We start from the raw sequence: 17,696 nt of genomic DNA on the forward strand, positions 1-17,696 counted from the left end.
TTGACCGCTCTAGGGCCGCATGGCACAGTCTTACCTATCGGCCACAGTCCTAGGACAGCGAGTGGCATCGTCCCGTCTCACCACCGAGGGGGAAGTGTGAGCGGCTACCCGGTATCGCCGAACACCGTCCTTGCCAACGCGCTTTCACACGCTCAGGACGTACTCACACCCCGCGTCCTCGACGCGACACCCGAGCGGATCGTGTTCGTCGTCGGGACGCAGATCAACGGGGCGCCGCACATCGGTACAGCACTCGTCCAGTCCCTCACCTTCGCCACGGCAGCAAAGGTGCGCGAGAAGTTCGACGTGCCGGTCGAGGTGCGGTTCGCCGCGCTGGACAACGCCCCGCACACCGTCATCACGGACCCTTCGACCGGCCACCGGTACATGCGGTCCTACGCGCACGCCCTCGGCGTGCAGGCCATCCTCGGGCAGATCGACGCCCTGTACCGACCGCTCTTCGCAGCGCTCTCCGAGCGCCTGGCGGTGCCGTACACGGTCGAGACCTACAGCCGGCAGCAGGCCACCGAGCACTACCGGCGCACGTGGCTGCGTGTTCTGCCGCGTATGGACGCTGCCCGCTGGTGGCTCGCCCCCTCGACCGGCGTCGCTCACCTCCGCGTGCCGTGCCCCACATCGGGGTGCGGCTGGTCCGAGAAGTACGCCCAGCGCACGCGCGTACGCGACAGCAGCCGCGCGCACGCGGTCGTGACGGCCGAATGCCTGCACCATGGCGCGTACGAGGTCACCATCGCTCCTGGCAGTGGCGGGTACCTCGACCTGGCCACCTTGTACCGGAACCTCGTGAAAGAGCTGTCCCTCAGCGACAAGCACAGCGGCACGCTGCACGTGATGGTCAAGGGCGGCGACTGGGTGTTCGGCTCGCAGCTCGTCGACGGCGCCCTTCAGGCCGTCGGCCTCGCCCCGCAGCAGCTTCCCACCCGGTTGTTCTGCCCGCAGGTCGTCACGGACACGGGGGCGAAGCTCTCGAAATCCCTTATTCGGGAAGGACATACGCCCTTGCCGGACGGCGCTGCGCCCTGGATGCTCGACACCCGAGAATGGCCCGGCACGTTAGCCGACTACGTCGAGCGCCTGCTCGGCATGACCGAGATCGTGCTCTCGGACCCGCGGCACTTCTTCCGTTCGTACTCGGCCGGCGAAGTCGGCCGGATGATCTCCGAACCAGCGACCAGGAGCGTTCCCGCCCCATGACCGGAGTCACGGCTCGCGTTCACGAACTCAATCTCTACCGGCAGTATTTCGATCTTGTCGCAGCGGGCAGAAAGTCCGTAGAGGTAAGGGTCAAGTATCCGCACCTCGCCGACCTCGCCGCGGGCGACGTGATCCGGTTCCGGATCAAGGGCACCGAGGAAACCGTCGACGTACGGGTCACCCGGGTCAACGAGTATCCGACCTTCGAGGCGCTGCTCGACGGCGAGGGGCCGGAGAACGTCAATCCGACAGCCCCGCGCGCGCAGCAGCTCGCGAACATCCGGAGCATCTACGGCCCCGAAAAGGAAGCGCTCGGCGCCCTCGCCATCAGCATCACCCGCATCATGGCAGGTCAGCGGGCTCAATCAGGCTGAGGCACACCGGTACGCGATCCCGTCCAGGATGTCGTGTTCGCTGACGATCACCTCGGGGGCGCCCGTGCGCTCCATGACCGACAGCAGGACCAGGGCGCCCGCGGCGATCACGTCGACGCGGCCCGGATGCATGACCGGGATGGCGGCTCGTTCCTCGTGGGTGGCCTTGAGCAGGGAGTTCGTGATGTCGCGGATGCGGGCCACCGGGACGCGGGCGTGGTGCAGGGCCATCGTGTCGTAGGCGGGGAGGTCCATGGCGATGCCCGCGACCGTGGTGACCGAGCCGGCGAGGCCGACCAGGGTGGCGGTGTCGCGGAGCGGGACCGCGGCTTCCGCCGTGTCTAGGGCCGCGGCGATGTCGGCCTTCGCCGCCTCGATCTGCGCCGGCGTCGGGGGGTCGGCGAAGTGATGGCGCTCGGTGAGGCGGACGCAGCCTATGTCGACGGAGCGGGCCGCCGCCACGTCGTCCGTGCCGGCGACGAACTCCGTCGAGCCGCCGCCGATGTCGACCACCAGGTACGGCCCCGGCACCCGCCCCGACAGCTCCTTCGTCGCGCCGGTGAAGGCCAGCGCGGCCTCCTCGTCGCCGGTGATGACCTCGGGGCGGACCCCGAGGATCTCCTCCACGCCGCGGGCGAAGTCCGCGCGGTTCTCCGCGTCGCGCGAGGCGGAGGTGGCGACGAACCGGGTACGGACCGCGCCCAGCCGCTCGATGATCTCCGCGTACCCGCGGCAGGCCGCGAAGGTCCGCTCCAGCGCCTCCGGCGCCAGCCGGCCCGTACGGTCCACGCCCTGGCCCAGCCGGACGATCTCCATCCGGCGGTCCAGGTCCTTCACTTCGCCGGACCGCGTGTCGACGTCCGCGACCAGCAGGCGGATCGAATTCGTACCGCAGTCCACGGCAGCCACTCGGGTCATGCCTCATCCTCCCCGGATTCCTCTGGCGTCACGCATGGGCCCTTGGCCCACCACTCCGGCAGCATCGCCAGCGCTTCGTCCCCCAGCGGGTTCACCCCGGGCCCCGCCGCCAGCGCGTGGGCGACCAGCACGTGCAGGCACTTCACCCGGTCCGGCATCCCGCCCGCGCTCGGGAATCCGGCCAGCTCGGCGATCGCGTCGCGGCGGGCGAGGTAGTCCTCGTGGGCCGCGCGGTACGCCGCCGCCAGCTCCGGGTCCGCCGCCAGCCGGGCCGTCATCTCCTTCATCACGCCGTCCGCCTCCAGCGTGCCGATCGCGGAGTTCGCGCGCGGGCACGTCAGGTAGTACAGCGTCGGGAACGGCGTGCCGTCGGGCAGCCGCGGGGACGTCTCCACGACGTCCGGGTTGCCGCACGGGCAGCGGTGCGCCACGGCGCGAAGGCCGCGCGGGGCGCGGCCCAACTGCGCGGCCACGGCGGCGGCGTCGGCCGCGGTGGCGGGGGTGTGCTCGGTGGGCGGCGGGGGCTTGTCCATCTCTCCTCGTTCAGCCGGGCGGTCGGCGTCCGGCGTCAGGCGGCGTCGGGCGGCGGGGTTCGGCGGCGTCCGGGCGGCAGGTGGACCGCGTCGGGTCCGGCGTTCCGCGGCGGGCGGAGTCCGCGCACGTACGCGCCTCAGCGCCGGCCGTCCGCGGCGTCCAGGCCGTCCCACAGGTTCTCGTACCACGGCCTGTCCACCGCCTCCCCTTCCTCGCCGGAGCGGGCGGAGCCGGTGCCGTCGCGCATCATGTAGCCGGTCTCGCCCGGCAGCACGTAGTGCAGGTGCTCGCGGGCCTGCCGGCGCACGTACTCCGGGTCGTTCCACCGGGACTTCTCGTCGCGCAGCTCCTCGACCCGCTCCTCGGCCTGCGCCTTCTCCCGCTCCAGCTCGGCGACCTCGGCGCGCTGGGCGATGTACTGGCGCAGCGGGTACGCGAGCGCCACCACCAGCGAGCAGACGACGAGCGCGAGCACGGCGGCCCGCCCCGTCAGCCGGCTGCGCCGCGGCGGGCGCGCACGGTAGACGCGCTCCGAGACCCGGCTGACGGCCTGCTCGCCGAGCAGCTTGAGCCGGGTGGTGGTGGAGAAGCGCTCCCTGGCCATGTGCGTCGCGTCCTCCCCGGGCGGCAAGCGGTGGTCGGCCCCGGTCGCACCTTACGCGGTGCGGCCGGGGCCGGGGGCGTCCGACGCCGATGTCGTACGGGTCGGCCCGTTCAGCCGTTCTTGTAGCGCGGGAAGGCGCTGCGGCCCGCGTACTCGGCGGCGTCGTCGAGGATCTCCTCGATGCGCAGGAGCTGGTTGTACTTGGCGACCCGCTCGGAGCGGGCGGGGGCGCCGGTCTTGATCTGGCCGCAGTTCGTGGCGACGGCCAGGTCGGCGATGGTGACGTCCTCGGTCTCGCCGGAGCGGTGGGACATCATGCACTTGAAGCCGTTGCGCTGGGCCAGCTCGACGGCGTCCAGGGTCTCGGTGAGCGAGCCGATCTGGTTCACCTTGACCAGCAGCGCGTTGGCCGAGCCCTCGTCGATGCCGCGCTGGAGCCGCTCGGGGTTGGTGACGAAGAGGTCGTCGCCGACGATCTGCACCTTGTCGCCGAGGCGCTCGGTCAGTACGTGCCAGCCGGCCCAGTCGTCCTCGAAGAGCGGGTCCTCGATGGACACCAGCGGGTAGTCCGCGACGAGCTGCTCGTAGTACTCCGTCATCTCGGCGGCGGAGCGGCCCTTGCCCTCGAAGACGTACACGCCGTCCTTGTAGAACTCGGAGGCGGCGACGTCGAGCGCGAGGGCGACGTCCTGGCCCGCGGTGTAGCCGGCCTTCTGGATCGCCTCGATGATGAGGTCCAGCGCGTCCCGGTTGGAGTCGAGGTTCGGCGCGAAGCCGCCCTCGTCGCCGAGTCCCGTGGACAGGCCGCGCTCCTTGAGGACGGCCTTGAGCTGGTGGTAGATCTCCGCGCCGCAGCGGACGGCCTCGGAGAACGACTCGGCGCCGATCGGCGCGATCATGAACTCCTGGATGTCCACGTTGGAGTCGGCGTGGCTGCCGCCGTTGAGGATGTTCATCATCGGCACCGGCAGCACGTGCGCGTTGGGACCGCCGAGGTAGCGGAAGAGCGGCAGGTCGGACGCCTCGGAGGCGGCGTGCGCGACGGCGAGGGAGACGCCGAGGATGGCGTTGGCGCCGAGGGAGGACTTGTCGGGGGTGGCGTCGAGGTCGAACATCGCCTGGTCGATGAGGCGCTGCTCGGTGGCGTCGTAGCCGACGAGCTCGGGGCCGATCTGCTCGATGACGGCGAGCACGGCCTTCTCGACACCCTTCCCGCCGTAACGGGCCTTGTCCCCGTCGCGCAGCTCCAGGGCCTCGAAGGCGCCGGTGGAGGCGCCGGACGGAACGGCAGCACGGCCGGTGCTGCCGTCGTCGAGGCCGACCTCGACCTCGACCGTGGGGTTGCCGCGGGAGTCGAGAATCTCTCGGGCTACGACGACGTCGATGGACGGCACGGTGTCTCCTTCGGAGGGATTCGCTACGGGTTCCGCCCTGAGCCTAGCCGCCCCGGGTGACGGCCCCGGCGCGCACCCGGCCGCATTCCGCGGTACGAGACGGTTCGGGCCGCGGCTCGGGGGACGGGCCACCGGCGGCGGCGCGCAACGGGAGCCGCGGAGGCGGGGCCCGCGGAGGCGGGGCCCGCGGGGGCGGGTGGCGTACGGCGTGGTCGTCCCGGCCCGCGCACCGGACGGGCCGGGACGGCCGCGCCGTACCGCGGCGGCGTGCCGGGCAGCGGGCGGCGCCAGAGGGGCACCAGGGGGCGGCAGGCGGCGGCGGTGCACACGGCGCGGGCGGGCCGGCCGGCTCGTGGTCCGGTGCGGCCCGCCCGCGCGCGGGGCTAGTTCACCTTCAGCTTCTGTCCCGGCCGGATCAGGTCCGGGTTCTCGCCGACGACCGGCTTGTTGTCCTCGTACAACTGCTGCCAGCTCTCCGCGCCGTGCCGCTGGGCGATGTCGTCGAGGGTGTCGCCCTCGCGGACCTCGTAGTAGAAGCCGCGGAAGACCGTGCGGGACTCCGGCTGCGTCTGCTCGGCGGCGCCGCTTGCCTCGGTGCCCTCCGGGGCCTCCTGCGGCGCCTGCTCCTGCGCCGCCGGGGCCGGCAGCGTCTGGGCCTCCTGCGGCTCCTGCGGCGGCTGCGGCTGTTCCTGCGGCTGCTGCGGGGCCTCCTGTGGCGCCGGTGGGACGGTCGGCCCGGCGGCCGGACCGCTCGCCGCCAGACCCGCGCGCGGGCCGCACTTGGGCCACGCGCCCGGTCCCTGCATGGAAAGCAGCCGCTCCGCGACGGCGATCTGCTGCTCCTTCGACGCCAGGTCGGCGCGCGGGGCGAAGCTGCGGCCGCCGGCGGCCTCCCAGCTCGACTGGGAGAACTGGACGCCGCCGAAATAGCCGTTCCCCGTATTCGTCGCCCAATTTCCGCTGGACTCGCAGGCGGCCACCCGTTCCCATGTATCGATGGGGGCCGCGGACGCGTGCTGGGCGCCGAGCACCGGCAGCCCGATCGCGGTTCCGGTGGCGCCCATGAGAACGACCACGCGGGAGTGTGTGCCAAGGCGTGCCTGTGCGGTGGGGCGGCGGTGCTTACCCATTCCGGCAGGAAGAAGCATGGTGCTCTTTTCTCACCGACGCCTGCGAGGTGAGCTGTCGGGTGCGGGCTGTGAGTGCCCGGCCGTACGTCATACGTGCGGCTTGACCCCAAGCCGTCCGGTCCGCCTTCTCGTTGGACCGGAGCGGCGCTTACCGTGGGTCCCCCGCTCCTGTCAGCGGTGCTTCATGCACAGGTGGCCCGGGTGAACGCCGACAGGATTCGGCGTGAGGCGATCACCGGGGCTCGCGTTGGCGAGCGATGTGACGGTAAGCACATAGGCGTGTGCGATTCAAAGACCTCGGAAAATGCCACGCCCGGTTTTACGTCCGTCAGGTAGCCCGGTCAGCCGATTACGTCAAATATGACTAATCCGCGCCGACTTCACCCGCCGACTGTTCAGTTCCCGCTCAATTCGAGTTCCTGACCAGGCTTGATGGTGTCGGGGTCCTCACCGAGGGAGTTCTTGTTCCCGTCGTACAACTCGGACCATCCGCCCGACAGGGAATGCTCGCTGGCAATATCCGAGAGGGTGTCACCCGGTCGGACGGTATAACTGCCGCCGCCCGCCGCGGCGTCGCGTCCCGAGGCGTCGCTCTTGCGGTCCCCGCCGCGCTCGTCCGCGTCACCGGGGATCTCGGCGATCCACTCGCGGCCGGGCTCCGGCGGCTCGGTCTCGTCGGGCGACTGGGAGGCGCCGGGGGTCTCGACGGCCTCGCGCGGGGCCTCGGGGGAGCCGGGCGAGGACGGGGCCGGGGTCGCGGAGGCGTCCGGGGCGCGGTGCCGGCCGGAGCCCTCGCCGGAGGCGGTGTCGTCGTCCCGGCCGGTCCGTTCGCCGGAGCCGCCGTCGCGCTCGCCCGGGTCCTGGCCGCCGCGGTGCTTGCCGCCGCCCTCACCGGCCTGCCGGGAGTCGTCGCCGTCCTTGCGGTCGCGCTCGTCCTCGCTGTCGGTACGCCCGTCCTCGTCCTGGCCACGGGAGTCGTCGTCCGGGCTCGGGGCGAGGGTGGGCGGCGCCGTCGGCAGCAGCGGCAGCTCGGCGCCGGGGTCGACCTCCGGCACCCCGACGTCGCCGTCCAGCCCGGCGTCCTCGGCGCACTCCGGCCACGCCTTGTCGGCGCCCATGCCGGCGAGGATGCGCTCGGCGACAGTGATCTGCTGCGCACGGCTGGCGTAGTCGGGCTGCGAGGCGAACTCCTCGCCGCCGTACTCCTGCCACATGTCCATCGTCAACTGCAGGCCGCCGTAGTACCCGTTGCCCTCGTCGGCGCTCCAGAGCCCGCCGCTCTCGCACTCGGCGACCCGGTCCCACGTGCCGGCGTCGGCGGCGCTCGCGCCGCTCGCGCCCAGCAGCGGCAGGGCGAGACCAGCCCCGGTCGCACCGGCCGCGACGACGAACGCGGGGGCCTGGCGGGGACGTCGGTGGCGTCCGTTACCCGAGCGCATGCGAGTGCCTTTCGTTCCCTGTGTGTTCGAGCCAGTGGCCGAACTTAATACCGAACCACCGCCGATCACAAGTTGATCGCCTGATAGTCACGCGCAGATCACAACGAACGCCCGAAGTGCACCGGAAGCGTCCGCAGGCCCCGCATGATGAGCCCGCCGCGCCACCGCAATTCGGACGTCTCGCCCGCCAGCCGCAGGTCGGGAAGGCGGCGCAGCAAGGTACCCAGGGCGGTCTGCGCCTCCAGCCTCGCGAGGGGGGCGCCGAGGCAGTAGTGGATGCCGTGGCCGTAGCCCAGGTGCTGATTGTCACGCCGGGACAGGTCCAGGGTGTCGGGGTCCGCGAAGCGCGCGGGGTCGCGGTCGGCGGCGGCCAGCACGACGAGCACGGGGTCGCCCACGGCGACGCGCTGCCCGCCGATCTCCAGCGGCTCGGTGGCGAACCGCCACGTCGCCAGCTCCACCGGGCCGTCGTAGCGCAGCAGTTCCTCCACCGCGGAGGGCAGCAGCCCGGGATCCGCGGCCAGCCGGGCGCGCTCGGCGGGGTGGGTGAGGAGGGCGTACGTCCCGTTTCCGATCAGGTTGACGGTGGTCTCGAAGCCGGCGAAGAGGAGGATGAACGCCATGGCGGCGGCCTCGTTCTCCGTCAGCTTCTCGCCCTCGTCCGAGGCGCGGATGAGGGCGGAGATCAGGTCGTCGGCCGCGGCGTCGCCGCCGCCGAGCGCCGCGCGCTTGCGGTGGATCAGCTCGGCGAGGTAGGCGCGCATCTTCTTCACCGCGCGCGCGACGCCGCCGCGCGGGCCCTTGCCGTGGTTACGGGGGTCCGGGGGGCGTCCCCCGGAGGAATGCAGCATGACGGCGGCCCAGTCGCGGAAGTCGTCCTGGTCCTCGGCGGGGACGCCGAGGAGGTCGCAGATGGCGTAGATCGGCAGCGGGAAGGCGAACTCGTGGATGAGGTCGGCCTCGCCGCGGTCCGCGAAGCCGTCGATGAGGCTGTCCGTCAGCTCCTGTACGCGGGGCGCGAAGGCGGCGACGCGGCGCGGCGTGAACGCCTTGGAGACCAGCCTTCGCAGCCGGGTGTGGTCGGGCGGGTCGATGTTGAGCAGGTGGGTCATGAGGCCGGCGCTGCGCTCGCCGGGGATGCCGGTCTTGTCGCTGTGGTGGTGCGCGGGGTTCTTGGACAGCCGGGGGTCGGCGAGGGCCTGGCGGGCGTCGGCGTAGCGGGTGACGAGCCAGGCGTCGACGCCGCTGGGCACGGTGGTGCGGTGGACGGGCGCGTGGGTGCGCAGCCAGGCGTACGCGGGGTAGGGGTCGGTGGCGAACTCGTAGCTGAAGAGCGCGGGCTCGGGCCCGTCACCCGCGGGCGGAGCGGCCACGTCAGCGCGCGCCGGAGGGCCCGGCGGCGGACGGCCCGTCGGAGGCGGTGGAGTCCTCCGCAGCCCTGCCGTTCGTGCCCGGCGGAGGTTCGGCGGTGGTCGGCCCCGCGGCGTCGTACGCGCCGGTGCCGCCGCCCCCGCCGGCCGGCTCCCCCGCGCCCGCCTTCTCCGCCCTCCCTGCCTTCTCCGCCGCGAGGATCGCCTCGCGGTACGTGCGCGCCGCGGCCCGCAGCGCCGTCTCCGGCTCCACGCCCCGCGCCTCTGCCCGCAGCGCCAGCGCGAGCAGTTCGGCGCCGAACCCGTCCACGGGGTCGCCCGCGGGCGCGACCGCGCCGCGGCCCTCCCGTACGGCGGCGTCGGCCTCTTCCCGGCGAACGCCGTTCCCCGCGGCCGCCGGAACCCCGTTCCCGAGCCCGGCCCGTCCCCCGCCGGGCGCCTCCACCGCCAGGCCCGCCGAGCGGGCACGGCCCGCCAGCTTCGCCACCAGCGACAGCGCCGGCTGCGCCAGCGGCACGCCCTCCGTGACCGACGAACGCCGCTTCTCTATGGCCTTCTCGCGCAGCCAGTGCGCCTTCACGTCCGCCGGGGTCTCGGCGACCGCGTCGCCGAAGACGTGCGGATGGCGGCGGACCAGCTTCTCCACGAGCGTGCCCGCCACGTCGTCGATGGAGAAGGGCTCCTCGGGGTCCTCCTCCGCGATCCTGGCGTGGAAGACGACTTGGAGCAGCACGTCCCCCAGCTCCTCGCGGACGGCCCCCAAGTCGCCGGACTCGATCTCCTCGACCAGCTCGTAGACCTCCTCCAGGCTGTGCGCCGCCAGGCCCGCGCTGGTCTGCCCGCTGCTCCAGGGGCACTCGCGCCGGATCCGGTCCATCACCTCGACCACGTCGACCAGCCGGGCGCCCGGCACGTCGTACGAACCGGGCAGCAGCTCCAGCGAGGGCATCTCCACCCGCCCCGAGCCCGCCAGCCGGGCCAGCCCGTCCGTCAGCGCGGGCTCGCCGTCCGCCGCGGCGACCACGACGACGGTCGCGCCCCCGGCGCAGGCGTCGACCAGCTCGCGGGCGTCGGGCACGGCGGTCTCCACCTCGACGCCCGCCTCCCGCAGATACGGAACCTGCGGATGTGCGGCGTCGGCGCACAGCACGCGGTCGGCGCCGCGCAGCGCCTCCCACGCGGGCCAGGACAGCAGCCCGGGGGCGATGCGGTGGGTGGTGGTCAGAAGGACGATTCGGCCGGTCACGTCCCCGACCGTAGCCGACGCCGCCGACAGCGCGGGCACCGGCGGCCGGGGAACGACGGGCCCGGACGGGGCCTACGCCCCGCGCCGCCCGGTCACTGCTGGGGGAGGGCGCCGTCCTCCGCGGTGGCGCTCACCTGCTTGATCCACGGGGTGTCGGCCTGCCCGAGCCGCACCTGCTCGTTGTCCCACTTGCCGAAGCGCGGGCTGACGTCGATGCCCAGGTCCTTCGACGCCTCGACCAGCACGCCGCCGAGCCGCGCCTGGCCCTCCTGCGTCTGCGGGTTGATGCCCAGCTTCTCCACCAGCCCCTGCACCATGAGCTGCTGCTTGTAGTGCGTGTCCAGGCCCTCCGGCGGGATGCTGTACTGCTGGAGGTACATGGCCTCGAGCTGCTTCTCGCCGCCGACCGAGTCCGCCTCCGCCCGGCGCGTGCGCTGCACCTCGCCGCGGGGGACGGTCACCCCGTGGCTCTCCGCGGCCTGCTCGATGACCCGGCCCTGGAGCATCGTGTTCAGCGTGTCCACGCTGAGGTCGCCGCTCTGGTCGATCATCTCGTCGGCCTGGGGGCTGGCGTTCTGCGCGGCGCGCACGTCGGCGACCCGGTTCTGCAACTGCGAGACCGTGATGCGCTCGTCGTCGCCGAGCACGGCCGCGGCTCCCGCGCGCGGTTCGCCGCTGCACGAGCTGAGCAGCGGCACGGCCGCGATGAACGCGGCGGCGGTTACGGCGAGCGCTGTCCTGCGCATGGCGGCCTCCTGGGCGGCTTTCCTGCGGCGGCGTGCCACTTCGTGATACGGATCACGATCTTATGCAAGGGGTGGCCGGCGCCACCACTGCCAAGGCATGACTTGTCTGTTCGGCCGTCATTCATGTTCCGTACACCGGGGCACAAGAAGGTTCGGCAGTGACCGTATCCGACGTGCCGACGCAGCCGGCAGCCGCCTCCACTTCCCCGCCGAAGCGCACCGCCGCCACGGACCCCGCCGCGGCCCCGGATCCCGCCGCGGCACCCGCACGGCGGCCCGGACACCGCTACGACGTGGATCTCATCCGGCTCCTCTGCGCCTGCGGCGTCATCCTGGGGCACACCGGCTCGGAGTTCATCGACGCCGTGGGCCGCCAGGAGGCGAACGGCGCCGCCGCGTACTGGGCGGGCATGACCGCCGACGCCCTCAGCCGGTTCGCCGTCCCCATGTACTTCGCGATCGCCGGCTGGGCCGTCCTCGTCGGCGCGCCCCCGCGCGACGGGCGGCGGCTCGCGCAGCGCATGGTGCGCATCGTCGTCCCCATGGCCGTGTGGACGGTGCTCTATCTGCTCTGGGGCAGGCTGCGGGAGACAAATGAGGACCCCCTGCGGGACCTGGCCGTGGACGCCGCGTTCGGGACCGTACGCCCCGCCTACCACCTCTGGTACCTGTACGCGTACGTCCCCGTCGTCCTCCTCCTCGGCTTCGTCGTCCTGCTGCGCGCGGGACGGCGCCCCTGGTGGCTCGGCGCGGTGCTCCTCGGCTTCGCCCTCGGCCCCGGCCTGCTGGCCGACGCGGGCCGGGTGGCGGACTCGGGCACCCCGTCGTTCGGCTGGGGCTTCGGCGTCTACTCGCTCGTGTACGCGGCCGGGGGCGCCCTGCTGTTCTCGCTGCGCCCGCGGAGCGGGCGCGGCGTCCGCGCGCTGTGGCTGGGCGCGGCGACGGCGGCGATGCTGGGCGTGCTGCTCTACCAGACGCAGGTGAAGTACGTGATCCCCAACGCCCACGTGCTGGTCGCGGTCTTCACCGGCGCGGTGCTGCTGACGCTCACCCGGGCGCGGGTGCCGGAACGGTGGCGCTCCCCGCTGAAGCGCGTCGCGGGGGCCGCGTTCGGGGCGTACCTCGTGCACCTCATGGTGATCAGGACGCTGGCGGAGCCGCTGGTGTCGGCGGACCTGGGCGGCGCGGAGGCGGTGCTGCTCACGGCCGGGATATGGGCGGCGAGCGTGGTGCTGTCCTTCGGCGCGGCGCTGCTGTGGCAGCGGCTGGGCCTGCGGCGGCTGCTGGGTTAGCGGGCCGGGGGCCGTACGAGCGATCTCGCCCCGTACGGCCCCTCCTTCACACCGCCCGCGCGGCTACGGCTTCGTCAGCGCCCTGCGCACCTTCCCCAGCGCCCTGCGGGCGTTGGGGACCCGGCCGAGGTTGCCGCCCGGCAGCCGCAGCGCCGTCAGCCGCTTGCGCTTGAAGTACGGCCGGGTGGACGCGTCCAGGTACACCGCCAGCCACTCCTGCGCGCCCGGGCGCAGCCGCGCGTGGTTGTCGGCCTGCATGCAGTACCCCACCGCCGTGAGGAGCCCGGCGAGTTGGGTGGCGTCCCGCGCCGGGCGGTCCGGGCCGCCCAGCTCCGGCACGACGGAGTCCACGATCGTGACGGGGATCCGGTTGCTGTTCTGGTACGGGGTCAGCCGCTCCAGCAACGTGTCCGTGCCGACGCGGGCGACGGGGATGCCGTACAGGGTGGCCGCGGTGAGCATCGCCGTGGAGAAGCAGCCGACGACGAGCCGCGGGCGCAGCGTGCCGTACAGCGCCTCGGCGAGCATCGGCTCCTCCTGCACCGTCAGCGCGACGCCCGCGTCCGCGGCGGCCTTCTGCAGCACCGTGGAGTAGCGCGCGGGCGCGGTGGGGTGGGGCTTGAAGAGGACGGCGCGGTGGCCGGCCGCCGCGGCGCCGCGCAGCATCCGCTCGTGCAGCGCCTCCTCCTCGGCCTGGCCGAGGATGTTGAGCGCGGCGAGGTACTGGCCGAGGAGCACGGCGGTGGGCGCACCGTCGCCCTCGCCCTCCCCCTGGCCGTGGTCTCCCGCGGGCGTGGCGGCGGTCACCTCGTCGAGCACCGCGCGGAACGCCGCGTTCGGCACCACCTCCGCCGGCACCCCGTACTCGGTGAGCAGCAGCGGTTCGAGCCCCGGTACCAGGTCCAGGTGGAGCAGCCGCTGCACCCGGCAGGCCACGTGCTGCGGCAGCTTCTCGCGGGTCGGGCCGTAGCTCATCAGCCCGTCCGCGTACACGTGCACGCCGGCGTCGGCGAAGATCGCGACGAGCGCCTTGGCGGGCGGCGCGGTCACCGACTCGACCACCAGGTCCAGCGGCCCGTCGCCCAGGTTCCAGGCGCGCCGCAGCAGCCGCTGGAGCAGCGGCACGTCGCCGCCCTTGGGGTGCCAGGCGGCGGGGTGGTGCGGGCGGATCTCGTGGTTGTAGTCCAGCACCTCGTCGAAGCGGGCGGAAACCGGCGTCCATCCATGCATTTCGGACAGTTGGACGGCGGTCTCGGGTACGGTCGCGTTGTTGGCGACGAGCAGGATGCGGCGGGCGCCGGCGCGCGGCCCGAACTGCCCGGCGTCCAGCGCGGCGGCGAGCGTCGCCGCCCCGTACAGCGTGGAGACCTCGAAGATCTGGGTGCGGTGCTCGTGCACGTTTCAGGCGACCCTTTCCGGCTTTCCCGTCCTGTCCTGCGTGCCCTGCCCGCCCGGCTTCCCGGGCTTCCCCCGCCCCGACGCGCGCAGTTGCCGCAGCATGCGGGCGCGCTGCTCGTCCATGCCGCGCAGGGTCTCCTCCAGCACGTCCTGCGGCATCCGCCGCAGCGCCTCGGCGGAGGCGCGCTCCAGGCGTCTGGCGAGGCCCGGCTCCAGGCGTTCGGAGTTGCCGCGGTGGAAGGCGATGAGGGCGCAGTACGTCCGTACCGCCTTGGGCAGGAAGCGGTCGGCGTCCGGGTCGGCGAGGACGGCATCGAGCATCGCGTCGTGCGCGGGGATGAAGTCGAGCTGGCGGTCGTCGCTGATCTGCGTGAGGGAGGTCTTGACGCCGCGCCGGTAGAAGACCCCGAGCAGGCCGGTGACGGCGAAGGTCTCGGCGGTCAGGTGGAGCATCCACGTCCACAGCCGGTCCTCGGCGGTGCGCAGTTCGGCGGCGAAGCGCCCGGCGCCGTCCTTGAAGAGACGGCGGTGGTAGATGCCGGCCCAGACGAAGGGATAGTCGACCATCGTTTCGAGATTGGCCTGACCGATGCCGTCGCGGGCCGCGAGTATCGTGTCGCGGCGCCGCGCGGGCGCGCGCCGCACGACGCGGTCGCGCCCGTTGGACTGCACGTGGTCGACGCGGACGAAATCGGTGCCGTAGCGGTCCATGGCGGCGATGAGGTCGTCCAGGTACCCCGGCGCGTACCAGTCGTCGCCGTCGAGGAACGTCAGGTAGTCGCCTCTGGCGGCGTCGATGCCGCTGTTGCGGGCCCGTGCGATGCCCTGGTTGGCCTCGTGCCGGATCACCCGTGCACCGGGCAGCGTCTTCGCGGCCCGGTCGACTATCTGCGGGGTGGCATCCGTCGAGCAGTCGTCGACGAGGATGAACTCCCGGTCGGAACGGGCGTTGCGGGCCAGGCTGCGCAGGGTGTCCTGGGCGAAGTCCTGCACGTTGTGAAAGGGCACGATGACCGACAGTTTGGGCACTTCGCAAGGCTAAGCGTGCGGCCATTGAAGCGGTTGCCGCCGAGGAGGCCAGCGGGTGAATTCTCGGTGCCCGGTGAGCAAACGTGTGCCGTTCCTCCGGCTTCGTACGGGGGCGCCGCCCCGCCCCGCGCTGAGGAGGGCGATAGGGGGAGCCTGTCACCCGGCGAGCAGTCCGGCGACCGCGCGGCGGATGTCCTCGTCCTCGGTGAAGGCGCGCCAGCCGCCGTTGTGGTGGAGGCGGCGGTCGGGGAGGTCGTGGAGGACTTGCGCGGCCTCCCGGGCAGCGGGGCCCATGCGGGTGAGGTAGCGCACGGCGGGGAGGGCCACGGGGAGGTACGTCCCCTCGGGCAGGCCCCGTACGGCGCGGAGGAGCGCCGGGACGGCGGCGTCCCCGTCGCCGGTGGCGGACCACAGGGCGTGGGCGGCCTCGACGCTCGTCCACGGGTCGGCGGCGGTCAGCAGGGGACGCAGCCGGCCGGCGCAGGGCGCGGCGTGGGGGCCGAGGCCGGCGAGCAGGCGCAGGGCGTGCCGGGGGTAGCGGTCCCCGGCGGCGGGGGCGAGCAGGCGCAGGGCGGGGGCGGGGTCGCCGCCGGTCTTCCAGTGGGCCCAGGCGGCGAGTTGGGCCTGCTTGCCGGGGGTGGCCGCGTCGGCCCGTACGAGAAGGAGGTCGCGCGCGGCGTGGGCGGCGGGGCCGATCGCGGCGAGGGCCTTCGCCGCCGCGGGCCAGGTCTCGTCGTTCCGCAGCAGGTCGAGCAACTCGGGCACGGCGGGTGCCGCCGCCGGGCCCCAGGCGGCGAGGACGTCGCAGAGCCGGGTGAGCGTGCCCGTGTCCGCGGCGGGGCCCGCGGTGGCGGCCAGGCGGTCCCGGATCGCGGGCAGCAGCGCCGGCGCGTGGCCGGGGAGGCGGGCCAGCACCTCGTGGAGGGCAGGGAGCACCGGCCAGTGCCGGCCGCGGACGCCGCCGTGGTACGCGGAGTGCGCGGCGAAGCCGGTGCGGGCCCCGGCGATGTGCCCGGCCAGGCCCGGCAGGCAGCGCGGGTCGTTCATCCGGGCCAGGGCCCACAGGGCGGTGTCGCCGACCGTCTCGTCCGTACGGGCGCCGGGCCGCGCGGCGCCGTCGCCGAGCAGCCCGGCCACCGCGTCGGCGTGGCCGGCCGCCTGCGGCCCGAGGCAGGCCAGCAACTCCACCGCCCGGTAGCGCACTTCGGCATCCGGATCGGCCAGCCGCCCGGCCAGCACCGGCAGCAGCGCCGCCGCGGGCGAGCGCCACTGCGCCAGCAGCCCGCCCGCCACCGCCAGCGCGCCGGCCCGCTGCTCCGCGTCGGGGTGGTCGGCGAGCAGGCCCAGCGCGAACGCGGGCGAGGCGCCCGGGAAGAGCCCCGCGGTCCACGCCTGAACGCCCTGCGGCCCGCTCTCCCGCGTGCTGCTCTGCCGCCACAGCGCCACGCTCGGGTCCCGTACCGCCGCCAGGAGCATCTCCCTGCGCCCGGCCGCGAACCCGGGGTCGCCGGCCGCGAGCGCGTGCACGGCCGCGAGACGCACCTGCGGCTCCGGGGAGTCGAGCAGATCGTGCAGCAGGGCGCCGGCCTCGTCGTACCGGTCGCCGGCGGGCGCGCGGGTACGCGCCTCGCCGAGGGCCAGCACCAGGTCGAGGCGGCTCACCAGGTCGGGCTCCGCCCGCCAGCGGTCCAGCAGCGCGGGCAGCAGGACCGCGCCGGGGCCGGCGCAGGCGCCCGCGATGCCGGCCGCGGCCCGGCGGATCTCCGGCTCCGGGTCGGCCAGCAGGCCGAGGACGCCGGGCAGGGCCCGGTCCCACGCGGCCGGCCAGCCGGGCGCCAGGAACCGTTCCTCCACCCGCGCCGCCTCCGCCGCGAGCATCGCGACCAGATCCAGCACCGCGGTCCTGCACCGCACGTGCGGCGCGGCGGCGAGCCGGAGCAGGAAGGGGAGCGCGGCCGGGGCGGCGGGGCAGATCCAGCCGCCCTGGTGGAACAGGACGTTCTCCAGGTCGTACGCCGCCGCCTCCGCGTCCGCGCGGTCCACCCCGGCGCAGCGGCGCAGCAGCCCGGGTACGTCCCCGGCGGTGCCGTAGTTGTGCCGCAGCCCCGCCCAGTCGACGTCCGCCAGCCCCTCCCACATGCCCGGTGTCACGTCCCGCACTGCTGCCGCAGCGTCTCCTTGTCCGCCGTGGTCACCGGCATCTCGTACTTGAGCGCGACCTGCGCGAACCGTACGCCGTACGCGCAGCGGATCCCCTCGGCCGGCGGCAGCCACTCCTCCGGCCCCGAGTCGCCCTTCGAGGAGTTGGTGTCGCCGTCGACCGCGAGGAGGTTCAGCGGGTCGTTCGCCAACTGCTTCCGCTTCTCCTCCGGCCACTTCCCGGCGCCCATCCGCCACGCGTACGAGAGCGGCACCACGTGGTCTATCTGCACGTCCATCGAGGTGGACGGGGAGCGTTCGAACGCTATGTCCTTGCCGGCGTACGGGTCCGCCAGCTCCATCGCCGCCACCACGCAGTCGTCGCCGCTCTGCATCCGGACGTCCCGGCCGTCGCGGCGGAGCAGGTCGTTGCGGGTGTCGCAGCCGTTGCCCGCCAGCGGCACGCCGGTCGCGGTGTCCATCCAGGCGTAGCCGAACTCGTCGCGGTCGTAACCAGAACCGGAGCCGCGGCTCCCGGTGGCCAGGCGGCCGATGATGCCCAGGGCGGCCTTGCGGTCGGCGGCGGAGGTGAGGGGGGCCAGGCCGGGGGCGGTGCCGTCGGGGTTGTCGAGGGGTGAGGTTCCGCGGCCGGGAGCACCGGGGCTGCGGGAGCCGTCGGAGCCGTCAGGACTGCCGGGGCTCGCGGGGGCGTTGTCGGCGGGTGGCTTGTCCACCCGGTCCTCCGCGGTGTCGCAGCCCGCGGTGAGGGTCACGGTCACGGCCGAGGCGGCGGCGAGGAGCGGCGGCAGCAGGCGGCGTATTCGTATCACGGCACTCGCACTTCACGTCGGAGCCGGGACCGCGGCCG

General features: G+C 73.7%; 16 protein-coding genes and 1 riboswitch. Of the genes, 3 read left to right on the forward strand and 13 right to left on the reverse strand.

All coding sequences use genetic code 11. From position 1 onward, the window contains the following. Positions 1 to 96: 96 nt before the first annotated feature. Together DMB38_RS11805 and DMB38_RS11810 are read left to right on the forward strand one after the other, a co-directional pair. Positions 97 to 1,215, forward strand: a complete 1,119-nt coding sequence (locus DMB38_RS11805; protein WP_125935137.1) for a hypothetical protein — start codon at positions 97 to 99, stop codon at positions 1,213 to 1,215. Next, positions 1,212 to 1,589, forward strand: coding sequence for an ASCH domain-containing protein (locus DMB38_RS11810; RefSeq protein ID WP_125935138.1), 378 nt, complete (start codon positions 1,212 to 1,214; stop codon positions 1,587 to 1,589). The genes DMB38_RS11805 and DMB38_RS11810 overlap by 4 nt, the downstream gene beginning before the upstream one ends. On the opposite strand, the gene DMB38_RS11815 is transcribed toward DMB38_RS11810, so the two are convergent. From DMB38_RS11815 to DMB38_RS11855, 9 genes are all read right to left on the reverse strand, one after another. Beyond that, on the reverse strand, positions 1,581 to 2,507 hold the full coding sequence (locus tag DMB38_RS11815) for a Ppx/GppA phosphatase family protein (protein ID WP_125935139.1): 927 nt from the start codon (positions 2,505 to 2,507) through the stop codon (positions 1,581 to 1,583). The genes DMB38_RS11810 and DMB38_RS11815 overlap by 9 nt on opposite strands. Further along, positions 2,504 to 3,040 (reverse strand): DUF501 domain-containing protein, encoded by a 537-nt coding sequence (locus DMB38_RS11820; protein WP_101424179.1) that lies wholly within the window; start codon positions 3,038 to 3,040, stop codon positions 2,504 to 2,506. The genes DMB38_RS11815 and DMB38_RS11820 overlap by 4 nt, the downstream gene beginning before the upstream one ends. 137 nt (positions 3,041 to 3,177) lie before the next feature. Then, entirely contained in the window at positions 3,178 to 3,645 is a 468-nt protein-coding gene (locus tag DMB38_RS11825) for a septum formation initiator family protein (RefSeq protein ID WP_164715962.1), read from the reverse strand. A gap of 110 nt (positions 3,646 to 3,755) precedes the next feature. Then, complete coding sequence (eno, locus tag DMB38_RS11830; protein WP_047016128.1) at positions 3,756 to 5,039, reverse strand: phosphopyruvate hydratase; 1,284 nt, start codon at positions 5,037 to 5,039, stop codon at positions 3,756 to 3,758. 383 nt (positions 5,040 to 5,422) lie between these two features. After that, entirely contained in the window at positions 5,423 to 6,115 is a 693-nt protein-coding gene (locus DMB38_RS37470; protein WP_125935141.1) for a transglycosylase family protein, read from the reverse strand. Between the two features lie 76 nt (positions 6,116 to 6,191). Next, positions 6,192 to 6,403: riboswitch (cyclic di-AMP (ydaO/yuaA leader) on the reverse strand. 161 nt (positions 6,404 to 6,564) lie between these two features. After that, positions 6,565 to 7,608: a transglycosylase family protein gene (locus DMB38_RS11840; protein ID WP_125935142.1), complete on the reverse strand. Its 1,044-nt coding sequence runs from the start codon at positions 7,606 to 7,608 to the stop codon at positions 6,565 to 6,567. Positions 7,609 to 7,706: 98 nt separating this feature from the next. Then, positions 7,707 to 8,981 carry a cytochrome P450 gene (locus DMB38_RS11845; protein WP_125935143.1) on the reverse strand — a complete coding sequence of 425 codons (1,275 nt, stop codon included), beginning with the start codon at positions 8,979 to 8,981 and terminating at the stop codon, positions 7,707 to 7,709. 1 nt (position 8,982) lies between these two features. Continuing rightward, positions 8,983 to 10,224 (reverse strand): MazG family protein, encoded by a 1,242-nt coding sequence (locus DMB38_RS11850; RefSeq protein ID WP_240662132.1) that lies wholly within the window; start codon positions 10,222 to 10,224, stop codon positions 8,983 to 8,985. Between the two features lie 92 nt (positions 10,225 to 10,316). Then, positions 10,317 to 10,970, reverse strand: a complete 654-nt coding sequence (locus DMB38_RS11855) for a SurA N-terminal domain-containing protein (RefSeq protein ID WP_125935144.1) — start codon at positions 10,968 to 10,970, stop codon at positions 10,317 to 10,319. 158 nt (positions 10,971 to 11,128) lie between these two features. Here DMB38_RS11855 and DMB38_RS11860 point away from each other — a divergent pair, with 158 nt between their 5' ends. Next, positions 11,129 to 12,262 carry an acyltransferase gene (locus DMB38_RS11860; protein ID WP_240662134.1) on the forward strand — a complete coding sequence of 378 codons (1,134 nt, stop codon included), beginning with the start codon at positions 11,129 to 11,131 and terminating at the stop codon, positions 12,260 to 12,262. Between the two features lie 63 nt (positions 12,263 to 12,325). Here the strand turns inward: DMB38_RS11860 and DMB38_RS11865 are convergent, their stop codons facing one another. The 4 genes from DMB38_RS11865 to DMB38_RS11880 form a co-directional block, all read right to left on the reverse strand. After that, entirely contained in the window at positions 12,326 to 13,660 is a 1,335-nt protein-coding gene (locus DMB38_RS11865) for a polysialyltransferase family glycosyltransferase (RefSeq protein ID WP_125935145.1), read from the reverse strand. 3 nt (positions 13,661 to 13,663) lie between these two features. Continuing rightward, positions 13,664 to 14,689: a glycosyltransferase family 2 protein gene (locus tag DMB38_RS11870; RefSeq protein WP_125935146.1), complete on the reverse strand. Its 1,026-nt coding sequence runs from the start codon at positions 14,687 to 14,689 to the stop codon at positions 13,664 to 13,666. 156 nt (positions 14,690 to 14,845) lie between these two features. After that, positions 14,846 to 16,849 (reverse strand): hypothetical protein, encoded by a 2,004-nt coding sequence (locus DMB38_RS11875; protein ID WP_240662136.1) that lies wholly within the window; start codon positions 16,847 to 16,849, stop codon positions 14,846 to 14,848. After that, positions 16,837 to 17,658 carry an HNH endonuclease family protein gene (locus DMB38_RS11880; protein WP_125935147.1) on the reverse strand — a complete coding sequence of 274 codons (822 nt, stop codon included), beginning with the start codon at positions 17,656 to 17,658 and terminating at the stop codon, positions 16,837 to 16,839. The genes DMB38_RS11875 and DMB38_RS11880 overlap by 13 nt, the downstream gene beginning before the upstream one ends. Positions 17,659 to 17,696: the final 38 nt, after the last annotated feature.

Origin of the sequence: Streptomyces sp. WAC 06738, from assembly GCF_003945505.1 — a bacterium.
In the GTDB taxonomy this organism is placed as follows: Bacteria; Actinomycetota; Actinomycetes; order Streptomycetales; family Streptomycetaceae; genus Streptomyces.

Excerpts from the sequence above, each read along its gene's own strand:
- DMB38_RS11820 (WP_101424179.1), bottom strand. The coding sequence starts at position 3,040 with ATGGACAAGCCCCCGCCGCCCACCGAGCACACCCCCGCCACCGCGGCC.
- DMB38_RS11825 (WP_164715962.1), bottom strand. The coding sequence starts at position 3,645 with ATGGCCAGGGAGCGCTTCTCCACCACCACCCGGCTCAAGCTGCTCGGC.
- DMB38_RS11855 (WP_125935144.1), bottom strand. The coding sequence starts at position 10,970 with ATGCGCAGGACAGCGCTCGCCGTAACCGCCGCCGCGTTCATCGCGGCC.
- DMB38_RS11810 (WP_125935138.1), top strand. The coding sequence starts at position 1,212 with ATGACCGGAGTCACGGCTCGCGTTCACGAACTCAATCTCTACCGGCAG.
- DMB38_RS11840 (WP_125935142.1), bottom strand. The coding sequence starts at position 7,608 with ATGCGCTCGGGTAACGGACGCCACCGACGTCCCCGCCAGGCCCCCGCG.
- DMB38_RS11815 (WP_125935139.1), bottom strand. The coding sequence starts at position 2,507 with ATGACCCGAGTGGCTGCCGTGGACTGCGGTACGAATTCGATCCGCCTG.